The organism is Elioraea thermophila (ex Habib et al. 2022) (genome assembly GCF_003336755.1).
Lineage (GTDB): Bacteria > Pseudomonadota > Alphaproteobacteria > Acetobacterales > Acetobacteraceae > Elioraea > Elioraea thermophila.
Window position 1 is genome coordinate 828,980 of record NZ_QMDI01000002.1, and the last position, 20,119, is coordinate 849,098.

Annotated in this window: 15 protein-coding genes and 1 pseudogene; 5 read left to right on the plus strand and 11 right to left on the minus strand. The window is 72.3% G+C overall.

Going from position 1 to position 20,119, the window contains the following annotated elements; translation table 11 throughout:
- Positions 1 to 6 precede the first annotated feature (6 nt).
- Together DWB05_RS05780 and DWB05_RS05785 are read right to left on the minus strand one after the other, a co-directional pair.
- Positions 7 to 1,965: a molybdopterin biosynthesis protein gene (locus DWB05_RS05780; protein ID WP_114375879.1), complete on the minus strand. Its 1,959-nt coding sequence runs from the start codon at positions 1,963 to 1,965 to the stop codon at positions 7 to 9.
- A gap of 6 nt (positions 1,966 to 1,971) precedes the next feature.
- The gene (locus DWB05_RS05785; protein WP_114375881.1) at positions 1,972 to 2,955 is read right to left on the minus strand and encodes a molybdopterin-binding domain-containing protein; all 984 of its coding nucleotides are present in this window, start codon (positions 2,953 to 2,955) and stop codon (positions 1,972 to 1,974) included.
- Between the two features lie 83 nt (positions 2,956 to 3,038).
- Here DWB05_RS05785 and DWB05_RS05790 point away from each other — a divergent pair, with 83 nt between their 5' ends.
- Together DWB05_RS05790 and DWB05_RS05795 are read left to right on the plus strand one after the other, a co-directional pair.
- On the plus strand, positions 3,039 to 5,108 hold the full coding sequence (locus tag DWB05_RS05790; RefSeq protein WP_198669056.1) for a hydantoinase/oxoprolinase family protein: 2,070 nt from the start codon (positions 3,039 to 3,041) through the stop codon (positions 5,106 to 5,108).
- Entirely contained in the window at positions 5,105 to 6,832 is a 1,728-nt protein-coding gene (locus DWB05_RS05795) for a hydantoinase B/oxoprolinase family protein (protein ID WP_114375885.1), read from the plus strand. The genes DWB05_RS05790 and DWB05_RS05795 overlap by 4 nt, the downstream gene beginning before the upstream one ends.
- On the opposite strand, the gene DWB05_RS05800 is transcribed toward DWB05_RS05795, so the two are convergent.
- From DWB05_RS05800 to DWB05_RS05825, 6 genes are all read right to left on the minus strand, one after another.
- On the minus strand, positions 6,829 to 7,617 hold the full coding sequence (locus DWB05_RS05800; RefSeq protein ID WP_232818406.1) for an aldo/keto reductase: 789 nt from the start codon (positions 7,615 to 7,617) through the stop codon (positions 6,829 to 6,831). The genes DWB05_RS05795 and DWB05_RS05800 overlap by 4 nt on opposite strands.
- A gap of 125 nt (positions 7,618 to 7,742) precedes the next feature.
- Positions 7,743 to 8,420 (minus strand): hypothetical protein, encoded by a 678-nt coding sequence (locus tag DWB05_RS05805; RefSeq protein ID WP_114375889.1) that lies wholly within the window; start codon positions 8,418 to 8,420, stop codon positions 7,743 to 7,745.
- Between the two features lie 134 nt (positions 8,421 to 8,554).
- Entirely contained in the window at positions 8,555 to 9,622 is a 1,068-nt protein-coding gene (locus tag DWB05_RS05810) for a WD40 repeat domain-containing protein (protein ID WP_232818407.1), read from the minus strand.
- Entirely contained in the window at positions 9,619 to 10,593 is a 975-nt protein-coding gene (locus DWB05_RS05815) for a CobW family GTP-binding protein (RefSeq protein WP_114375891.1), read from the minus strand. The genes DWB05_RS05810 and DWB05_RS05815 overlap by 4 nt, the downstream gene beginning before the upstream one ends.
- Before the next feature lie 87 nt (positions 10,594 to 10,680).
- A complete protein-coding gene (locus DWB05_RS05820) occupies positions 10,681 to 12,717 on the minus strand; it encodes a response regulator (protein WP_114375893.1) in 2,037 nt (678 codons plus the stop codon).
- Positions 12,718 to 12,737: 20 nt separating this feature from the next.
- Complete coding sequence (locus DWB05_RS05825) at positions 12,738 to 14,060, minus strand: omega-aminotransferase AptA (RefSeq protein ID WP_114375895.1); 1,323 nt, start codon at positions 14,058 to 14,060, stop codon at positions 12,738 to 12,740.
- Between the two features lie 123 nt (positions 14,061 to 14,183).
- Here DWB05_RS05825 and DWB05_RS05830 point away from each other — a divergent pair, with 123 nt between their 5' ends.
- From DWB05_RS05830 to DWB05_RS05840, 3 genes are read left to right on the plus strand one after another with little or no spacing between them, the layout of a single operon-like run.
- On the plus strand, positions 14,184 to 14,861 hold the full coding sequence (locus DWB05_RS05830) for a glutathione S-transferase family protein (protein ID WP_114375897.1): 678 nt from the start codon (positions 14,184 to 14,186) through the stop codon (positions 14,859 to 14,861).
- Positions 14,858 to 15,673, plus strand: a complete 816-nt coding sequence (locus tag DWB05_RS05835; RefSeq protein ID WP_114375899.1) for a VOC family protein — start codon at positions 14,858 to 14,860, stop codon at positions 15,671 to 15,673. Before DWB05_RS05830 ends, DWB05_RS05835 begins: the two co-directional genes overlap by 4 nt.
- A 3-nt stretch (positions 15,674 to 15,676) precedes the next feature.
- Positions 15,677 to 16,429 (plus strand): FkbM family methyltransferase, encoded by a 753-nt coding sequence (locus DWB05_RS05840; RefSeq protein ID WP_114375902.1) that lies wholly within the window; start codon positions 15,677 to 15,679, stop codon positions 16,427 to 16,429.
- On the opposite strand, the pseudogene mdoH reads toward DWB05_RS05840, so the two are convergent.
- The 3 genes and pseudogenes from mdoH to DWB05_RS05855 form a co-directional block, all read right to left on the minus strand.
- A pseudogene (gene mdoH, locus DWB05_RS05845) lies at positions 16,393 to 18,114 on the minus strand (glucans biosynthesis glucosyltransferase MdoH); the annotation flags it as partial. The gene DWB05_RS05840 and the pseudogene mdoH sit on opposite strands and share 37 nt — an antisense overlap.
- A 30-nt stretch (positions 18,115 to 18,144) precedes the next feature.
- Complete coding sequence (locus DWB05_RS05850; RefSeq protein ID WP_114375906.1) at positions 18,145 to 19,641, minus strand: tripartite tricarboxylate transporter permease; 1,497 nt, start codon at positions 19,639 to 19,641, stop codon at positions 18,145 to 18,147.
- 4 nt (positions 19,642 to 19,645) lie between these two features.
- Complete coding sequence (locus DWB05_RS05855) at positions 19,646 to 20,116, minus strand: tripartite tricarboxylate transporter TctB family protein (RefSeq protein WP_114375908.1); 471 nt, start codon at positions 20,114 to 20,116, stop codon at positions 19,646 to 19,648.
- Positions 20,117 to 20,119: the final 3 nt, after the last annotated feature.

Genomic DNA, 20,119 nt, shown 5'->3' on the forward strand with positions numbered 1-20,119 from the left:
TTGTCCTCACGACGCAGGTTCGAAGCCCAAGGCGCGCAGTGCCGCCCGCCCCGCATCCGAGGCGAGCACGGCGCGGAAGCGGACGACGGGGGCGCGCGAGAGGCGGGATTCGGGCACGGCGAAGTCGTAGTGCTCCTCGGCGATGGGGATGAAGCCGAGCCCGTACGCCCGGGCGAGCGGCACGATCGCCACCCCCCAATCCGCCCTTTCCTGCGCCACCGCCGCCGCCACCGCGTTGTGGCTCTTCGGCTGGTTGAGGTAGCCGGGGGGCCTCGCACCCGCGAGCAAGCGGTCGATCAACACCCGCGTGCCGGAGCCGGCGTTGCGGTTGACCATCAGACAGTTGGGGTCGGCGAGCGCCGTCGCGATCGCCGCCTCGGCCGTCCTGCCCTCGAAGCGCGCGTCGCCCGGGCGGAACACGATGCCCTGCAGCCGCCTCCAGCCGGGGATCAGCGTCACCCCGGGCGGCAGGAAGGGCGCGTTGTAGCGGCCGGTCTCCGCATCGAGCAGGTGCATCGGGGCGAGATCCGCCTCGCCGCGGCGGGCGGCGGCAAGGCCGCCCTGCGAACCGACGTTCAGCACCTTCGCGGTCACCCCCTCCTCGGCAAGGAGCCCGATCAGGCGATCGAGCCCCACGCAATGGCTGCCGATGACGACGAGGTCCGGCGGCCTGAGCCCACGCCCGAGCAGCGTGACCGTGATGGATGCCCCGGCCTCCACGCCATCGGCGAGGGCGGGGATGGCGAAGAACCCATCCGCGAGCGAGAAGGCCGTGACGGCGCCGGATCCTTTCGCCAGCGGATAGGCGATGAGTCCCTCCTCGCCGCGCACCAGGGAGACCATGGCGTATTCGGTGCGGCCGAGTTCGGAACCAAGCCGCACCGCAAGCCGCGCCGCCACCCGCTCGCTTTCGGCCTCGGCCAGCCCCGCGAAGGCGCGGATCATCGGTGCGACGAAGGCGTGGAAGGTGAACACCGCCGAGGTGGGGAAACCAGGCAGCACGATCAGCGGCTTGCCCGAGACTTCGGCAGCGAAGAGCGGCTTGCCCGGTTTCAGCGCCACCCCGTGGAACAGCACGCGGCCGAGCCCCGTGGCGACGCGGTAGCAGAGATCGCCCGCCCCCTTCGAGGTGCCGCCGGAGAGCACAACCATGTCGGCGACAGCGAGGGCCTCGGCCAGCCGGGCCGCGAGCAGATCGGCATCATCCGGTACGATGCCGAAGCGCATCGTCTCGGCACCCGCTTCCTCGGCCGCCGCCGCGATGATGGTGCCGTTGCTGTCGTAGAGCCCGGCCGGGCGGAGGGGGGTGCCGGGCGGGACGAGCTCGTCGCCGGTGGAGAGCACGGCGACGCGGGGGCGGCGGAACACGGGCACCTCGGCGCAGCCGACGGCGGCGAGCATGCCGAGCTCGCGCGCGGTGAGCCGCGTGCGCGCGCGCAGCACCGTCTCACCGCGTGCGATGTCACCGCCCGCCCCGCCCACGTTCGCACCGGCCGCGACGGGACGGCGAATCAGGATGGCGGGCCCCGCGTCATCTTCGACGGCCTCGGTCTGCTCCACCATCACCACCGCATCCGCCCCGCGCGGCAGCATCCCCCCGGTGGCGATCACCGTCGCGGTGCCTAGCTCCACCGCAAGGCCGGGCGGATGGCCGCAGGCGATCACCTCCGGGTTGAGGGCAAGCCGGACGGGACGGGTCTCGCTCGCCGTCAGCGTATCCGCCGCGCGCACGGCGAACCCGTCGACCACGGAACGATCGAAGGGCGGAACGTCCGTCGCGGCGACGATGTCCTCCGCCAGCACGCGGCCCAGGGCGGCCGCGAGCGGGACGGTCTCGACGCCCAGCGGGGCGGGAGGAAAAGCGGCGGCGAGCCGCGCCCGCGCCTCCTGCTCGGAAACGACCTCGAGGAACTGCTCCTGGCGGGCGGCGGCGCGGACAGCGGCGAGGGCGTCGAGCGGCGGCATCGGGCCTCAGGCGAACGGGGTGACCACGACCTCGCCGCCCTCGGCAATGCCCTCCGAGGCGGGCGGGATCTCGACGAAGCCATGGGCGTGGGCGACCGCGCGCCAGGTCGGCAGGTCCGGCGAGGCGAGCGGGCGGGCGAGAGCACCGTCGAGCGCGACCAGGACGAGATCGGCGACCCCGACGGCGGAGGCGACGCGCCCGGCAAGCCGGGCGGGGCTGGGCGGCGGCGAGGATCGGCCCTCCAGCCGGGCGAGCAAGGGCAGGGCGAGGGCCACCCACCCGAGCCACGCGGCGGCGGTCTGCGGCAGGCCAAGCCGCCAGCGCTCGCCATCGCGGGCGAGGGAAGCGTCCTCCAACGGGCGGCAGGCGAGACGGGGCAGGCCATCCGAGGGGTGGATGACGACGTCGGCGCCATCCGTGTCGTTGGTCAGGGCCGGGCCGGCGGCGGCGCGCAGCATCGCTCCGGCAGGGCCGTCGAGCGAAACCGCGATACGCGGGCGCGGCCGCACCGCGACCTCGCTCAGGCCCGCCGCGGCCGCCGCGCCGAGGGCGCGCGCGGTCAGCCTCGCACCGGCGTCCAGCACCGTCTCCCCGGCCGCGAGTTCGCTCCCGGCCGCCAGGGCGTTCTCGCCCGGCGCCACCGCGGCCAGCGCCTGGACGGCGCAGCCGAACGACCCCGCCTCCTCCTCCGCCAGCACGGCGTCGGTGCCCTCCGGCAGAGCCGCACCGGCGCGGACGGGAACGGCGCGGGAGAGGGGCAGCGGGGCGTAGGGGCCGGCGCCGAGCGTTTCGGCCGAGGCGACGGCGAACCCGGCGCGGCGCGCCAGCGGCCGCGCCGGCACGGGGGCTCGGGCGACGACGGGCGCGGCAAGCACCCGCCCCAGGGCCTCCGCCAGTGCGACGTGCTCGATCCGCGCCAGCGGGCGAGCGGTCGCGATCAGCGCGCGCAGATCCTCAAGCGTGGTGCGGAGCCGGGCCGAGCCGTCCATCGCCCTTGAGATGGCAGGGTCGGGGCTTGTGGAAAAGACGGGGGCTCGACAATCGAGGATCCCTCTTCCACACCCCCTGCCCCGTGACGACCCCGGCTGCGCTTCCCCTCCGCCCGCCGTTTCGCATCGGCATCGATGTCGGCGGCACCTTCACCGACCTCGTGCTGGCGGACGCCGAGGGGCATCTCCTCGTCCGCAAGGCTCCCTCCACGCCGGCCGCGCCGGAGGAGGGCGTGTTCGCCGCCCTCGCCCTCGCCGCCCAGGCCCTCGACCGCGACGTCCCGCGCTTGCTCGCCGACACCGCCCTCCTCGTGCACGGCTCGACGGTCGCCACCAACGCCGTGCTGGAAGGCAAGCTGGCGCCGGTCGCACTGCTCTGCACGGCAGGCTTCCGCGACACCCTCGCCATCCGTCGCGGCATGCGGGAAGACCCCTGGGACCACCGCACGCCCTTCCCCCCTCCCCTCGTGCCGCGGCATCTCCGCCTGCCCGTGCGGGGGCGGCTCGCGCCCGACGGCACGGAATGGGAGCCGCTTGCGGAGGCGGACGTGCTCGCCGCCGCCGAAACGATCCGCGCGAGCGACGTGCAGGCGGTGGCGATCGGCTTCCTGCACGCCTACGCCGATGCGGCGCATGAGCGCCGCGCCGCCGCGCTCCTGCGCGAGGTGCTGGGCGAGCATCCGGCCGCGCGGCACATCCTCTGTTCGGGCGAGGTCCTGCCGATCGTCGGCGAGTACGAGCGCATCGCCACGGTCGCCATGCATGCGGCGCTCGCGCCACGTATTGCGCGCTACCTCGAGGCGCTGGAGGCGCGCCTGAAGCACTTGGGCTACGCGCGTCGGCTCCTTCTCGTGCAATCGAACGGTGGGGCCTGCACCGTCGCCCAGGCCTGCGCGCGGCCCGCCAACCTCGTCCTCTCCGGCCCCGCCGCCGGGGTGGCGGCCCTCGCCGCGCTCGCCGGACCGGAGACGGGGGAGGATTTCGTCGCCATCGAGATCGGCGGCACCTCCTGCGACGTCACGCTGATGCGCGCAGGCCGGGTGGAACTCGCGGAAAGCCTGGCGATCGCCGGCCACCCGCTCGCCGTGCCGGCGGTCGCGATCCACACCGTGGGCGCGGGCGGCGGCACCATCGCCGGCGTCGACGCGGCCGGGGCCCTGTTCGCCGGGCCGCGCGGCGCCGGCGCCCGCCCGGGGCCTGCCGCCTATGCGCTCGGCGGAACGGACCCGACGGTGACGGATGCACAGCTCGTGCTCGGCCGCCTGGCGCCGGGGCCCTTTGCGGGGGGCGCGCTTGCGCTTGACCCGAGCCTCGCACGCGACGCCATCGAAGCGCGCCTCGCCGCACCGTTGGGGATCCCGGTGGAAGAGGCGGCGGCCGGCGTGCTCCGCCTCGTCACGCAAGCCATCGTGCAGGCGGTGGAGGAGATCACGCTGCGGCGGGGGCTCGATCCGCGCCGCTTCGTGCTGGTGGCGGGCGGCGGGGCGGGGCCGATGTTCGGCTGCGACGCGGCTTCGGGCCTCGGCATCGACCGCGTGCTCGTCCCCCGGCTCGCCGGCGCCTTCTGCGCCTTCGGCATGCTCGCGGCCGACATCCGGCTCGACCGCTCCGCCCCCTTCTCCGCCCCGCTCGATGAAGGGGCGGTGGCGGCGGCGGCCGAACGTCTTGCTGCGCTCGAGCACGACGCGCGGGCCGAACTGGCCGGCGAAGGATTCGATGCCGCGACGATCGCCGTGCACAGGGAAGCGTGCTTGCGCTATCGCGGCCAGCACTGGTCGCTCGCGGTGGCGTTCGGCGACACGGCCGGTTTGCGCGCCGCCTTCGAGGCCGAACACGAGGCGCGCTTCGGCCACATCCAGCCAGGGGGCGCGGTCGAGTTCGTCGCACTCTCCCTCAGCGCCTCCGCCCGCCTGCCGCGACCGGCCGCACGCCGCCACGCGGACGCGGAGAAACCGCGCGAGACCTGCCGCGCGGTCTGGTTCTCCGGCCACGGCATGATGGCAACGCGCGTGCTCGACTCTCCTGGCCCGCCCGGGACGACCCTCGCCGGCCCCGCCGTCCTCGCGCTCGACACCACCACGGTCGTCATCCCGCCCGGTTGGACCGCACGGACGCTCGCGACCGGCGACATCCTTCTGGAGGCCGAACGATGAAGGGGCGGATCGACCCCGTGCTGCGGGCGCTGGCGCAAAGCAGGCTCGACCACCTCTCGCGCCAGATGGGGCACGCGATGACGCGCACGGCGCGCAGCCCGATCTTCGCCCAGGCGCACGACTTCTCCTGCTTCCTCGCCGATGCGCGGGGCTTCGTGGTGGCTCAGGCGGACGGCATCCCGATCCACACCGGGTCGGGCGGCTTCGCCGTGCGCGCCGTGCTGCGCGACGCAGCGGGGCTGGCACCCGGCGACGCCTTCCTGCTGAACGACCCCTATCTCGCCGGCGGCAACCACCTGCCGGACTGGGTGGTGGCGGTGCCGGCCTTCGCGCGCGGCGCGCTCGTGGGCTTCGCCTGCGTGCGCGCGCACCAGTCCGACATCGGCGGCGGGGCGGCCGGCACCTACAACCCGGAGGCGACGGAGATCTTCCACGAGGGGATCAGGCTGCCCGTGCTGCGGCTGGTCGAGGCCGGGCGCGTGCGCGAGGACCTTTGGCGGCTCCTGCTCGCCAACACCCGCACGCCCGATCTCTTGGACGGCGACCTGCGCGCCATGCTGGGCGCGGCGAAGCTCGGTGCGGCGGGAATCGCCCGCCTCGCCGAGGAGGTGGGCGAGGCGTGGGGCGCGATCGCGGAAGCCATCCTCGCGCATGCCGAGGCCCTGCAACGCCGCGCCTTCCAGAGCCTTCCCCCGGGCGTCTACGAGGGCGAGGAAACGACCGACACGGACGGGCGGAACGCTGTGATGATCCGCGTGCGCGCCCGTCTCACCATCGGCCCTGACGGGGCGGCGGGTCTCGACTTCGCCGGCTCCTCGCCGCAGGTGGAGGGGTTCAAGAACAGCCCCTACGCCAACACCGTCTCCGCCGTGGGGCTCGCTCTCGCCGCCTTCTTCGACCCCGCCATCCCGCGCAACGAGGGGCGGCTGCGCGCGATCACGATCGTGGCCCCGGAAGGTTCCTGCGTCAACCCGCGCCCGCCCGCGCCGGTGACGATGTGCACGGTCTTCCTTGCCCACGAGATCATCCACGCGGTCTGGAAGGCCCTCGCCCAGGCCGACACCTCCCGTGCCTCGGCCGGGTGGGCCAAGAACCTGTTCGGCGTGATGAGCGGGCTGCACGCGGACGGCTCGCGCTGGGTCGGCTACCACGCCCAGGCCGCGGCCGGCGCCGGTGCGGTCGCAGGTCGTGACGGGTTCGACTCCATCGGCCACCTCTGTACGCTGGGCGGCCTCGCCATCCCGAACGTCGAGACGCAGGAGCGCGACTTTCCCGTCCGCGTGCTGCGCCAGGAGTTCCGCTGCGATTCCGGCGGGGCCGGGCGTTGGCGGGGCGGGACGGGGGTGCGGTACGCGGTGCGCCTCCTTGCCCCCTCGAGCCAGTCCTTCCGCGGCGAAGGTGCGGGCGCGGGCGGCGGCTACGGGGTGGGCGGCGGGCAGGACGGGGCGCCGGGCGCGATGACCCTCCGTTTCCCCGACGGCCGGGAGGAACCCGCGCCGCGCTACGGGCTGAGAACCCTCCCCGCCGGGGCCGAACTCCACGCCGTCTCGCCGGGCGGCGGCGGCTGGGGCGATCCTCGCATGCGCGACCCCACCCTGGTGGCGGCGGATGTGCGCGACGGGCTCGTCTCGGTGGATGCCGCGCGGGAGCTCTACGGTGTGGTTTGCGATGCGGCAGGCAGGATCGACGCGGCGGCGACGGCAGCCCTGCGCGCGGCGCGTTAGGCCGCCGCGTCCCACACCGGCGCCCAGGCGGGCGAGATCACCCGGCGATCCTTCGGCAGGGCGGCGATCGCGGCGCGGTCCTCGTCGGTCAGGCGCAGGGCGAGCGCGCCGAGGTTCTCGCGCATCCGCTGCGGATTGCCCGTTTTCGGGATCGCCGCCACCAGATCCTGGCCGATCAGCCAAGCGAGCGCGACCTGGGCGGGGGTGGCGCCGTGGCGTCTGGCGATCGCGGCGAGGGTCGGGTCGTTCACGAGACCGCCCTTGCCGAGCGGCGAATAGGCGGTGACGGCGATGCGGTGGTCGCGCGCGACCTCGAGGATGGCGCGCTGGCCCAGCATGACGTGATACTCGACCTGGTTGCAGGCGATGGGTGCCCCCGTCGCCACCGCCTCGCGCAGCAGCGCGGAAGGAAAGTTCGCCACCCCGATCGCGCGCGCGAGCCCCTGTTCCTTCAGCCGCACCATCGCCGCGAGTGTGTGGGCGAGCGGCACGGCGGGGTTCGGCCAGTGGATCAGGAAGAGATCGACCCAGTCGAAGCGCAGCCGGCGCAGCGAAGCGGCGAGTGCCGCCTCGGGGTCGGCGAGATTGGTCCACCACACCTTGGTGGTGACGAAGACCTGCTCGCGCGGCACGCCGGAATCGCGAACACCCTGACCGACGGGACCTTCGTTGTCGTACATCTCGGCGGTGTCGATGTGGCGGTAGCCGAGACGGATCGCTTCGGCGACGGCGCGGGCACACTCCGGGCCGCGCAGGCCGAACGTGCCCAAGCCGAGCTTGGGCATCGCCAGGTGGGGCGTTTCGACTTTCGGTTGTGCGGCGGGGTCCATGGCGCGAAGCCTGACCCGAAGGTGCCCGGCCCCGCAAGGGTGGGAGGTGCCCCGTGTGAAGGCACCTCCCGTGAGTTGCGTCAGGCGCGGCGCAGCAGCGAGCGGCGGAAGAGGTCGAGCCAGGGCTTGTCCATGTCCACCTCGTGCGCGACGCGCACCACGGCCTGCTTGCCGTCGCGCACGGTGACGTTGAGGATCATGCCCTTCGAGCGCTGCGCGTCGACGGCAAGCGCGAACAGTTTGTCGTGGCCGGCGATCCACTTCGCGATGGTCTCGTCGGCGAGAGCGGCGTTCTCCACCATCTGCCCGGCCCAGACGGCGAGGTGGAAGAACACCGGGCCCCGATAGTTGGCGGCGGCGAGCTCCTTCAGGAGTGCAGTGACCATCGCCTGGTTCTCGGGCGCCGGCGTCTGGCCGCCGTAGAGCACCGCAACACCGGCCATGCGGGTGGCCTCTTTCGCCGCCTTCGCCGCCTCTTCGGCGTTGGCGGTGGCGGCGAGCGAGACCTGCTCGCCGCGCAGCTTCATCAGCACCTGCGAAGCGGTGGAGCCGGTCAGCGCCGAGCAGATCGAAGACGTGTTGGCGATCAGCGCGACCGAAGGCAGCGCGAGCACGTCGCGCAGCCCCGCGCCGATGGCCTGGCCCGTGTAGGAGCGGAGCAGGAAGTGCTCGCCGAGATTGAGCGGGGTATCGGCCCGCGCCGGGGCAGCGACGGCGATGGCGGCGGTGAGTGCGCCGGCGAACAGCATGGAACGCATGAAAACCTCCTTCTCTCTCCGTGAACCGTTCGGCACCGACGTGCCGACACCGCATGTCGGGCATGCGGATACAAAATGCAATCTTCCGAAGATTGAAATCTTGATGGCGGGGCTCGGTTTGCTCCCGCAGCCCCTCAGCGCGGGGCGAAGTCGACCAGGGCGGCGAAACCCGTCTCGGTTCCCCAGGCGAGCCAGCGCCCATCCGTGCTCCAGGCGAGCGCGCTGACCGGGCCTCGGCCGGGGCCCGCCACCGGCAGCACCGTGCCGGAGGCGAATTCGGCGAGCAGGACGAGGCCATCGGCATAGCCCGCCGCCACCACCTCGTGCTCCGGGTGGCAGGCGACGCGCGTGACCGCCACCGTATCCCCGCCGGCGAGTTCGCGTGGGGCGCGCCCCATCGGCCCTCTGCCGTCGAAGGGCCAGCAGACGATGCTCTCCGCCCCCGAGGTGGCGAGCCACCGCCCGTTGGCGGAAAAGGAGAGCGACTTCGTCTTCGCGGGGTAGCCCGTCATGCGCATGTGCGCGCCGTCCTCGAGCCGCCAGCCGTGCAGCGCGTTTTCCTGCATCGCGGTCACCACGTAGCGGCCATCGGGGCTGACCGCGATGCCGATGTGGCTTCCCTTCCACTCGAGCTTGAGCGGTCGGTCCTCCTTCGCCGCGGCGAACCAGAGCGAGGCCCCGCCGTAGTGGCTCGCTGCAAGCCGCCTGCCCTTCGCGTCGGTGGCGAGCCCGGTGACGGTGGAGGGGTGGTCGAGGCTCTTGCGCCGCACGCCTTCGGCCTCGAAGAGGTGCACGGTCTTGCCGACCGATGCCGCGCGCCAGGGCGACTTCCCCGCCCAGGCGAGCACGTGCTCGACCCAGCGCCCGGGCCAAGCGGCGATCTCCTCCACCCCCGAGGGAGACACGCGCATCAGGCGCCCGTCATCGCCGCCCGCGAGCACGCCGCCCGCGGTGCAGTCCGGCGCGAGAGCCAGCACCGCGCCCTCATGCGCCGGGACTGTGACGGGGTCAGTTCGTTCTTCCAACGTGACGAGCCGCACCGTGCCGTCGCCGAGGCCCCAGGCGGCGAAGCCGCCGCCGGGGTCGAAGGCGCAGGCGACGACGAAGGCGTCCCAGGCAAAGGAACGCCCGCGTTCGCGCAGCAGCACGTCCTCCGGCGCGCCCGCCTCGGCCGCCCCCACCCCCGGCGCGGCGTTCCTCACGCCCGGCAGGCCTCGAAGCCGCGCCGGAGTTCGGGCCGGCTCAGGTTGCGGCCGATGAACACCATGCGCGAGGTGCGTTCCTCGTCCTCGCCCCAGGGGGCGACGAAGTCGCCATCGGTGATCATGTGCACGGCCTGGAAGGCGAAGCGGCGGGCCTCGCCCGGAAAGGCGAGGATGCCCTTCGTCCGCAACAGGTCGGGCCCCTTGCGCGCGAGCAGATCGGTGACCCAGGCCTCGAAGCGGCGGGGGTCGACCTCGCCGCGCAACGCGACCGACACGGAGGTCACGCCCGCGTCGTGCTCGTGGGCGTGCGCCTCGTCGGCGAGGAAATCGGGCATCCGCTCGAGCACGCGTTCGAGCGAGAAGGCGTCGCGATCGAGCACGACCTCGAGCGGCACGCGCGACCGCTCCGCGCGATGCAGCTCGGCCGCCGGGTTGATGGCCCTGATGCGGCGCTCGACCTCAGCGAGTTCCTCGGCCGAGACGAGATCGGTCTTGTTGACCACGATCACGTCGCCGAACGCCACCTGCTTCTCGGCCTCCGGTGCGTCGGCAAGCCGGGCGGGGAAGTGCTTGGCGTCGACCACGGTGACGATGGCGTCGAGCTTCGCCGAGGCGCGCACGTCCTCGTCGACGAAGAAGGTCTGCGCCACGGGAGCGGGATCGGCGAGGCCCGTGGTTTCGACCACGATGCGGTCGAAACGGTCCCGCCGCTTCATCAGGGCCCCGATGATGCGGATCAGGTCGCCGCGCACGGTGCAGCAGATGCAGCCGTTGTTCATCTCGAACACCTCCTCGTCGGAGCCGATGACGAGGTCGTTGTCGACGCCGAGTTCGCCGAACTCGTTGACGACGACGGCGATGCGCCGGCCGTGGGTTTCGGAGAGGATGCGGTTGAGCAAGGTGGTCTTGCCGGCGCCGAGGAAGCCGGTGAGCACGGTGACGGGAACGGGTGCGCGAGGGGTCGTCATGGCAACGAGATCCGCAAGCAAGGAAGCAGCGAAGACCGCTCGGATATAGAGAGCGCGCCGCGGCCCGCCAAACCGGCGCCGTGCGACTCAGGCACCCGCAGCCGGCATGAAGCGCAGACGGCCGATGGCGCGGGACGTGTCCGTCACCACGCGGCGGAGTTCGGCAAGGTCCTGCTCGCCGCGACGGAGCCCCGCCGCGACTGCGCCGAGCCGCGCCGCGGCGAAGGGCTCGAAGGCCAAGCACAGGCGGTCGAGGGCGGCATCGAGACGGGCTCGATCCGAAGCCGCTTCGGCCGCCTCCGCCTCCACCAGCGCCGTCTCCGCCACCGCCAGGGTCTCCACGATCAACTGGTCGAAGGACTGATCCGAGAGGGTGGAGCGCAGGAGGGCGACGGCGGCACGATCGATCACCGGTTCGGCGGGGCGGACCGGCGGCACCTCGCAGCCGACGGCGCGGGAGAGGGTGAGCAGAAGCTCGGGGGACGAGATCGGCTTCTCGATCACCTCGACCACGCCGACGGCACGCAGCGCGTCCCTCTCCTCGGCCGCGGATTTGGCGGTGACGGCGACGATCGGCACCCTGCCGACGGGCGGCGGAAGGGAGCGGATCAGCTGCGCCGCCGCCACGCCGTCGATGCCCGGCATGTGCACATCGAGCAGCACGACGTCGATGCCGCCTGCGGAAAGACGGGCAAGTGCCGCTTCAGCGTCGGCCGCCGTCTCGCAGCGATGACCGTACCGGTCGAGCAAGGTGACGAGGAGCTGCCGATTCGCCGCCACATCGTCGACCGCCAGCACACGCAGGCCGGAGCCCTCGGGGGACACGGCCTCCTCCCCCGCCACCGGGACGAACGGCAGATGGAGCCGGATCTGCTCCGCCCGTCCGGCGGTCGGGCGAACGCGCAGAAGCCGCCCGCCGAGGGCGCGCGCCATCAGCGTCGCTGCGGCGAAGCCCGAGGCTGAGGCGGCGGGATCGAGCGGCTCGAACGGTGCCTCGTTCCCCTCGCCGATCGTCACCACCAGGCCGTCCGCCTCGGCTGCGAGCAGCACGCGCGGTGGCACGGGCCCGGTCGAGGCGGCATCGCACAGCAAGGCACGCACCAGGGCGACGAAGCGGGCGGCGTCGCCGCGCCAGAACCGGGGCATGCCCTCATCGGTCTGCACCGGCACCTGCGGGGCCCCGGGCTCCTCGAGGGCCTGCCGCAGGGCGAGCTCGGGCTCGAACGACGTGCATTGCGGCACGCGCTGCCCGGCGAGCAGAAGGACGGCGTCGACGAGGAGTTCGGCCGTCGCGAGCGCCGTCTCGGCGCTCTCCCGGCTCGCGCGCAGAGGCTCCGCCGCCGCGCCATCCGCGCCGACGAGCAGGCCGAGCCGGCCCACGGTGCGGTGCAAGCTCGCGGCCAGGTCGCGCCCCGCTTGCGCGACCAGCAGCGGATCGACCCCGGGGACTGACGGCTGCCCGGCACTTGGGGATGCGTCGGCGGCACGGCCGGTGCCGGGCCCTGCCAGCAGCACCAGAAAGAGAAGGCCGCCGAGCAGACCCGCAAGCGTCGAGGTGGCGATCACCACGCGGTCGGCTTGCCGCACCTCGCGCGTCCGACGGACGATCTCCAGCCGCTGCCGGGCGATCGCGCTGTCGACCAGGTCGGACAGGGGATCGCGAAGCTGCGCGAGTTCCAAAGCCAGCGTGGCAAGCAGCGCTGGGGGTGGTCCCCCCTCGCCTTGCCGCAGCGCGATCTCCAACGCCTCGGTCTCGGCACGGAAAGCGCGCAGCCGATCGAGCAGGTCGGCGAAGCGCGGCACGTCGGCGAACAGCGCGCGCTGATTCTCCTCCTCGAGGCTCGCGATCGCCGCGTGAAAGGTGGCGAGGTCGCCGGCCAGGCGCGACGGCGGGGCGGCATCGGCGCGGGCCTCGAGGGCGGACAGGGTCAGCCGCTCGTGCGCCAGCGACAGCCCGGCCGCGATGCGTGGTGCGCGATCCATCGCACGCAGAATCAGCGGCTCGAGCGACCGCTCACGAACGAAGGTGGCGGCAAGGGCGACCGCCACCAGCCCGACCAGCGCGGCGGCCAATCCCAGCCGGCACGGCCAGAGGCGGGAGAGGAGGGTGACGAGCCCTCTCATGGCGAACGTCGTCGGAGGGGTCAAGCCGGCTCCGCCCGAATGGCGCGATCGAGCGTCTCAACCATGCGGTCGATGTGCGGGCGATCGACGATGAGCGGCGGAGAAAGCGCGACCGTATCGGCAGTGACACGAACGAGCAGGCCCCCCTCGAAGCAGCGCTGCAGCACCGCCGCCCCGCGCTCGCCGGGCCGCCCTTCGCGCGGCGCGAGCTCGACCCCCGCGATGATGCCGATGTCGCGCACATCCACCACGCCGGGTGCTGTGTCGAGCTCGTGCACGCGCGCGCGCCAGTAGGGCTCGAGGTCGCGCGCCCGCCCGGGCAAGTCCTCCTCGCGGTGGATGGCGATCGCCGCGATCGCCGCCGCGCAGGCGAGCGGATGACCGGAGTAGGTGTAGCCGTGAAACAGCTCGATCCCCGCCGGCGCGCCGTGCACGATGGTGTCGTGGATCTCGGCGGTCACCGCCACCGCACCCATCGGCACCGCCGCGTTGGTCAGGCCCTTGGCCATGGTCAGGATGTCCGGCTTGATGCCGAAACGATCCGCCGCGAAGGGCGCGCCGAGGCGCGAGAAGCCGGTGATCACCTCGTCGAAGATGAGCAGGATGCCGTGCCTCGTGCAAAGTTCGCGCAGCCGCTGCAGATAGCCGCGCGGCGGGACGAGGACGCCCGTCGAGCCGGCGACGGGTTCGACGATGACGGCGGCGATGGTGTCGCCGTGCAGCCGCACGAGGTCCTCGAGCGCATCCGCAAGATGGGCGCCGTGTTCGGGTTCACCGCGGGCGAAACGGTTCGTCTGCGGAAGATGCGTGTGCGGCAAATGGTCGACGAAGGGAAGCTGGGCGCCGAACTGGCGTCGGTTGGCGACGATGCCCCCCACACTCATGCCCCCGAAGCCGGAGCCGTGATAGCCGCGCTCGCGCCCGATCAGCCGCACGCGCTGCCCCTCGCCGCGCGCGCGATGGTAGGCGAGCGCGATCTTCAGCGCGGTGTCCGCCGCCTCGCTTCCCGAGTTGGTCCAGAACACGTGCGGCAGGTGGTCGGGCAGGAAGGCGACGAGCGCGTTGGCCGCCTCGAAAGCGATCGGGTGGCCCATCTGGAAGGTCGGCGCGAAGTCCATCGCGTCCGCCTGGCGCTTGATCGCCTCCGCGATCTCGCGTCGGCCGTGACCGGCGTTCACGCACCAGAGCCCCGCCGTGCCGTCGAGGATCTCGCGGCCTTCGGGGGTGTAGTAATGCATCCCCTCCGCACGCGCGAGCAGGCGCGGATTGGCCTTGAAGGCCCGGTTGGCGGTGAACGGCATCCAGAAGGCGGAGAGGTCGTTCGGACGGAAGGAGACGGTCATCGCGGGCCCTCCGGGGTGTGGGTGCACCGTGCCACTCGCGCCCCGCCGCGGCAAGGGCGAGCGGGCTGGCAGGACAGGGGCTTCCGTGGCAGGGTCCGTCCGCTTCTGACGGAGATGCCCTGAATGGCGGATGGCACGCTCTGGATCGGCACGCGCACCTTCTCCTCGTGGTCCTTGCGCGGTTGGCTTGCGGTGCGGCTCGCCGGGCTCGCCGTGGAGGAGGTGGTGATCCCGCTCGATCAGCCGGAGACGAAGGCGCGCCTCGCCGAGGTGTCGCCCTCGGGCATGGTGCCGTGTCTTTCGTATCGCGGCGCGCTGGTGTGGGACAGTCTCGCCATCGCCGAGTTCTGCGCCGAACTCGCCCCCGGGCTGTGGCCATCGGAGCTGCGGGCGCGGGCCCATGCGCGGTCGATCGTGGCGGAAATGCACGCGGGTTTCCGCGGGCTTCGGTCCGCCATGTGGATGAATCTCGATTCCCGTTTCGCCGAACAGGCTGCCGGCAAACAACGCACCCCGGAGGCGCTCGCCGACATCGCCCGCATCGAGACGATCTGGCGCACGACGCGCGCGCGCTTCGGCGACGGTGGCCCCTTCCTGTTCGGCGAGCGCTTCACGCTGGCCGATGCGTTCTACGCCCCGGTGGTGACGCGCTTCGCCACCTGGCGCCCCGAACTTGCCGAAGAGAGCCGGGCCTATGTGCGCGCCGTGCTCGATCACCCGCTGATGCGCGACTGGTACGCGGCGGCGGCGGCGGAACCACCGGCATGGAAGACCACCAAGTACATGACGGTTCCGCAATGAGCGCGTCGTCGCTCGACCATGTCGGTCTCGCCTGCCGCGACCTCGACCGCACCGCCGCGCTCTACGAGCGCTTGGGCTTCTCGCTGACGCCGCGCGCCGCCCATTACGCACCAGGCCCCTCAGGCACGGCCGAACCGACGGGCACCGGCAACCGCTGCGCGATGTTGCGGGAGGGCTATCTCGAACTGATCGCGCAGATCGACCCCGCCCGACCATCCGCCACCCTCGCCGGCATGCTCGCCCGCTACGAGGGGCTGCACATCGTCGCCTTCGGCATCGACGATGAGCGGGCGGAACTGGCGCGGCTGCGTGACGCCGGTGCGGCGATCGACGGCGTCGCCTGGCTCGAACGGCCGATCGCCCTCGACGGCCGGACGGAAACGGCGCGATTCGCCAGGCTTCCGCTGCCGGACGCGCCGGAAGGACGTCTGCAGCTCATCCGCCACCTGACGCCGGAACTGCTGTGGCGGGATGACCTTCTCTCCCACGCCAACCGCGTCGTCGCACTGGAGGAGGTGGTGTTCGTGGTGGCCGACCCGGCAGAAACGATCGCGCGGCTCGCGCGTCTGACCGGCATGGCGGCGCGCGATGGGGTGATCGCGCTTCCGCGCGGGCGCGTGCGGGTGGTGCGCGGCGAGCCCTTCCCCGGCGTTGCCGCTTCCACCGTTCCCTGGATCGCTGGCGTGGTGTTGCGGACGGAGGACGGCGGGGCGGCGATCCGTCGTCTCGCCGCAGGATCGGGGCGGGAGACCGAGCTTGGTTTTCTCCTGCCGCCCGATCAGGCGGGCGGGGCTGCGCTCCTGTTCGTCTGAACCATGGTCTCGCCGGCCGTCATCGCCCGCTCCGTCGCCCTCTATCGCGGCAGCATGATCCGCCGCGCCGCGCTCATCCGCTGGTACGCGCGCTTCCTCCGCCCTGGCGACCTCGCCTTCGACATCGGCGCGCATGTCGGCGACCGCACGGAGGCGTTCCGTCGCCTCGGCGCACGCGTCGTCGCCGTCGAACCACAGCCGGCACTCGCGCGCTTCCTGCGCGCCCGCTTCGCGCGAGACCGCAGCGTGGCGGTGGTGGAGGCGGCGGTCGGTGCATCGCCAGGGCGGATCGTTCTTCATCTCAACGAAGCGAACCCGACGGTCTCCACCGCCTCGGTCGATTTCGTCCACGCGGCGGACGGTGCACCGGGCTGGGAAGGCCAAGCCTGGACGCGGCGGACGAGCGTGCGCGGCACCACCCTCGCGGCACTCGCCGCCCGGTTCGGTCGTCCGAACTTCGTCAAGATCGACGTCGAAGGCTTCGAGGACGCCGCCCTCGCCGGGCTCGACCTCGCCCCGCACGCCCTCTCCGTCGAGTTCACCACGATCGCGCGCGCGGTCGCGCACCGGGCACTCGACCGCCTCGCCGCCCTCGGCTACGCCCGCTTCAACGCCTCGCTCGGCGAGAGCCTCGCTTACGTCTTCCCCGGACCTGTCGATACCGGAACGTTGCGTCGATGGCTCGATGGCCTGCCGGCGGCAGCGAATTCCGGCGACCTCTATGCCGCCCGCACCGCCCGTCCGGTCGCCGGCTGAACAAGGGGCGGGAAGGGCGAGGCCGGGTCGAACTCCTCCGGGACCGCGCAGAGACCACGCTTGGCGAGGAGGCGGCCGAGGCGTGGGTCCGCGGTGACCACGCAAAACGGGATCGCGACCGCGGCACCGGCGAGCAGGGGTAGGGCCCACAGGAACGCGGTGACAGAGGCTGCAGCGAGCGCTGCGAGGAGCCCGATGCCGATCAGCGCGTGCCACCAGAGCGCGCGCACGGCATCGGCGAGCGGCACCGAACGGTCCTCGCGCGCCTGCGGTGCCCAGCCGATCCGTCTGCCGAAGACCATCGCCGCCATCGCCGCCGTCTGGTTGATCGCCGAGATCGGCAGCAGCAGGAGGTAAAAGACGAACTCGAGGGCGACCGAGAGCGCAAAGCGCGGCCCCCCGCCCCAGGCGCGCAAGGACGTCGGTTTCAGTGCGACCTCGAGCGCACCGAGCAGCTTCGGCGCGAAGAAAAGGAGCGCGAACAGCGCGGTCGCGACGAGGCCGTGCGGAGCGGACACCGCGGCGGCAGCGGCGGCATCGTGCGCGTTGATCAGCGCGAGGAGAGCGATCGCGCACACGATGGGCGAGAAGAGGAAGAGCAGGATGGCGAGCACGAGCTGCACCCGGCCCATCGGTCGGAACAGCGGCAGGCGCAGCAGCGCAAAATACTGCAGGTTGCCGGCCATCCACCGCAGGTCGCGCGCGAGGAAGTCGGGCAAGGTCGGCGGGTTCGCCTCGTAGGACCCCTGTTCCAGCGGGTCGAGCCGCACCTCCCAGCCGGCACCGCGCAGCAGCGCCGCCTCCACCTGGTCGTGGCTCAGAATGCGGGCGCCGGAGGGGAGCGTGGGCAACTCGGCGTGCTCGCGGAAGGCAGCGATGCGGACGATGGCATTGTGGCCCCAATACGGCCCGTCCGGCCCCTGCCACCAGGCGATGCCGGCGGCGTAGGTGCGCATCCCGTGGCGCATGCCGAACTGAAAGAGGCGCGGAAAGGGCGACAGGGCGGGGCGGGCGACGATCAGGGTCTGGATCAAGGCCACGCGCGGATTCGCCTGCAGCAGTCGCACCAGGCGAAGCACGCAGTCGGCCGTCATCACCGAGTCCGCGTCGAGCACCACCATCGCCTCGAACCCCGCAGCACGGTGGCGCACGAACTCCATCACGTTGCCGGCCTTGAACCCTTCATTGCGTTCCCGTCGGCGGTAGAGAAGCCGCAGGCCGTCGGGCAGGCTCGCGCGGAATGCCATCACCGCCCGTTCCTCCTCTTCGGCGTGCGCCGCGTCCTGCGTGTCGGACAGCACGGCCAGCGCGAAACGCTGCGCAAGGCCCCGCGCCGCGAGGTCCTCGAGCAGGGGGCGCTGTCGGGCGAGCACCGCCGCGGTGTCCTCGTTGCGGATGCAGAGCACGAGCGCGGTGTCGATCGTGATCGGGGCCGTTTCGTCGAACACCACCTCCGGCCATACTGCGCGCAAGGGATCGCCCCGCCGCATCAGCACGACGAAACCGACCAGGGCCGAGGCGCCGAGATTGGCGACCCAGGGCGCGATCAGGCAAGCGAGGGCGAGGATCCCGGCTTCCGCCACCGTCCAGCCACCCTCGGCGAGAGCACGGGCGAGCAGCGCGAGCGGGATGGCGGCCAGAACGACGACGAAGCAGAGATAGGCGAGGCGTCGCGCAACCATGCCGGCACGCCTGCCAGCCGATCGTGGCGAGGATCAGGCGCGGCGCCGGGAGGCGGCCATCGCGCGCAGGAGCGGCGGGGCGAGGATCAGGGCGGCGGCGATGGCAAGGAAGGAAGCCGAGATCGGCCGCGTCAGGAAGGTGGTCGGATCGCCTTGGCTGATCGTCATCGCTTGGCGGAAGGACTGCTCCGCAAGGGGGCCGAGGATCATGCCGATGACGACGGGAGCGACCGGGAAGTCGTAACGCTTCATCAGCATGCCGAACACGCCGACGGCGTACATCACGGCGAGGTCGATGACGGAATTGGCGACACCGTAGGCGCCGATGGTGGCGAAGACCAGGATGCCGCCGTAGAGCTGGGGGCGGGGAATGCGCAGGACGCGCACCCAGAGCCCGATCAGCGGCAAGTTCAGCACGAGCAGCATCGCATTGCCGATGTAGAGGCTCGCGATCATGCTCCACACGAGGTCGGCCTGGTTCTGGAACAGCAAGGGCCCCGGCTGGATGCCGTAGGACTGGAAGGCGGAGAGCATGATCGCCGCCGTCACCGAAGTCGGCAGGCCCAAGGTGAGCATCGGCATCAGCACACCGGCGGCGGAGGCGTTGTTGGCGGCCTCGGGCCCGGCGACACCTTCGATGGCGCCGCGGCCGAACTCCTCCGGCCGGCGCGACAGTTTGCGCTCGACGTAATACGAAAAGAACGTCGGGAGCTCGGCACCGCCTGCCGGAATGGCGCCGAAGGGAAAGCCGATCAAGGCGCCCCTCAGCCACGCCTTCCAGGAGCGGGCGAAATCCTCGCGCGTGAGCCAAATCGAACCGGAGAGGGGCAGCAGTTCGTCCTCGCCGTAGCGATGGCGCGCGGCGAGATGCAGCGTCTCGGCCACCGCAAAGAGCCCGACCGCGACGATCGTCACCTCGATGCCGTCGAGAAGCTCGATCAAGCCGAAGGTGAAGCGCGGCTGGCCGGTCTGCAGATCGACGCCGACGATGCCGAGCACGAGGCCGAGAAACAGCATGGCGAGCCCGCGCACCGCCGAAGAGCCGAGCACGGCGGAGACCGCGACGAAGGCGATCACCATCAGCGAGAAATACTCGGCGGGCCCGAGCTTCAGCGCGAGTTCGACCACCACGGGGGCGAAGAAGGTGAGTGCGGCCGTGGCAATGGTTCCGGCAACGAAACTGCCGATCGCGGCGGTGGCGAGAGCGGGCCCCGCCCGACCGCGCTTCGCCATCTGGAAGCCCTCGAGGGCGGTGATGATGGTGGCACTCTCGCCCGGCGTGTTGAGCAGGATCGAGGTGGTCGAGCCGCCATACATCGCGCCGTAGTAGACGCCGGCGAACAGGATGAAGGCCGCAGTCGCCGGCACCTTGAAGGTGATGGGGAGAAGGAGGGCGACGGTGAGCGCTGGCCCGATCCCCGGCAGCACGCCCACGGCCGTGCCGAGGAAACAGCCGGCGAAGGCGAACAGGAGGTTCTGCGGCGTCAGCGCCGTCGCGAAACCCCCGGCGAGCAGGGCGAGCGTCTCCATCCGCCTACAGGAGCCCCTCCAGCACGCCGGCCCCGATGTTCACGCCGAGCAGGCGGGCGAAACCGAGGAAGGCGGCGAGCCCGACGAGGGCGCCGATCAGCGCGTCGCGCAGGGGCCGCTGGCTGCCGAAGCCGCGCGCCGTGCAGGCGAACAGGGCGATGGCGGCGAAGACGAAGCCCAAGGTGGTGATCAGCACCGCGTTGGCGGCAAGCCCCGCCCCGACCCAGCCGAGGCTTCGCCAGTCCGCCGCCTTCTGCCGATCCACGCCGGGAAAGCCGCCGCGCAAGGCCTGCCAAAGAAGCACCACCGAGAAGACGAGCAGCCCGACGGAGGCGATCCAGGGGAACGCGGTCGGGCCAACCCGGGCGTAGATCGGCGAGACCGGGATGGCGAGCGTCTGCCAGAGCGAAAGCAAAGCGAGCGCGACGAGCAGAAGCGCGAAGGCGAGCTCGTCCCGCCGCGGGCGCGCGCGCACGCG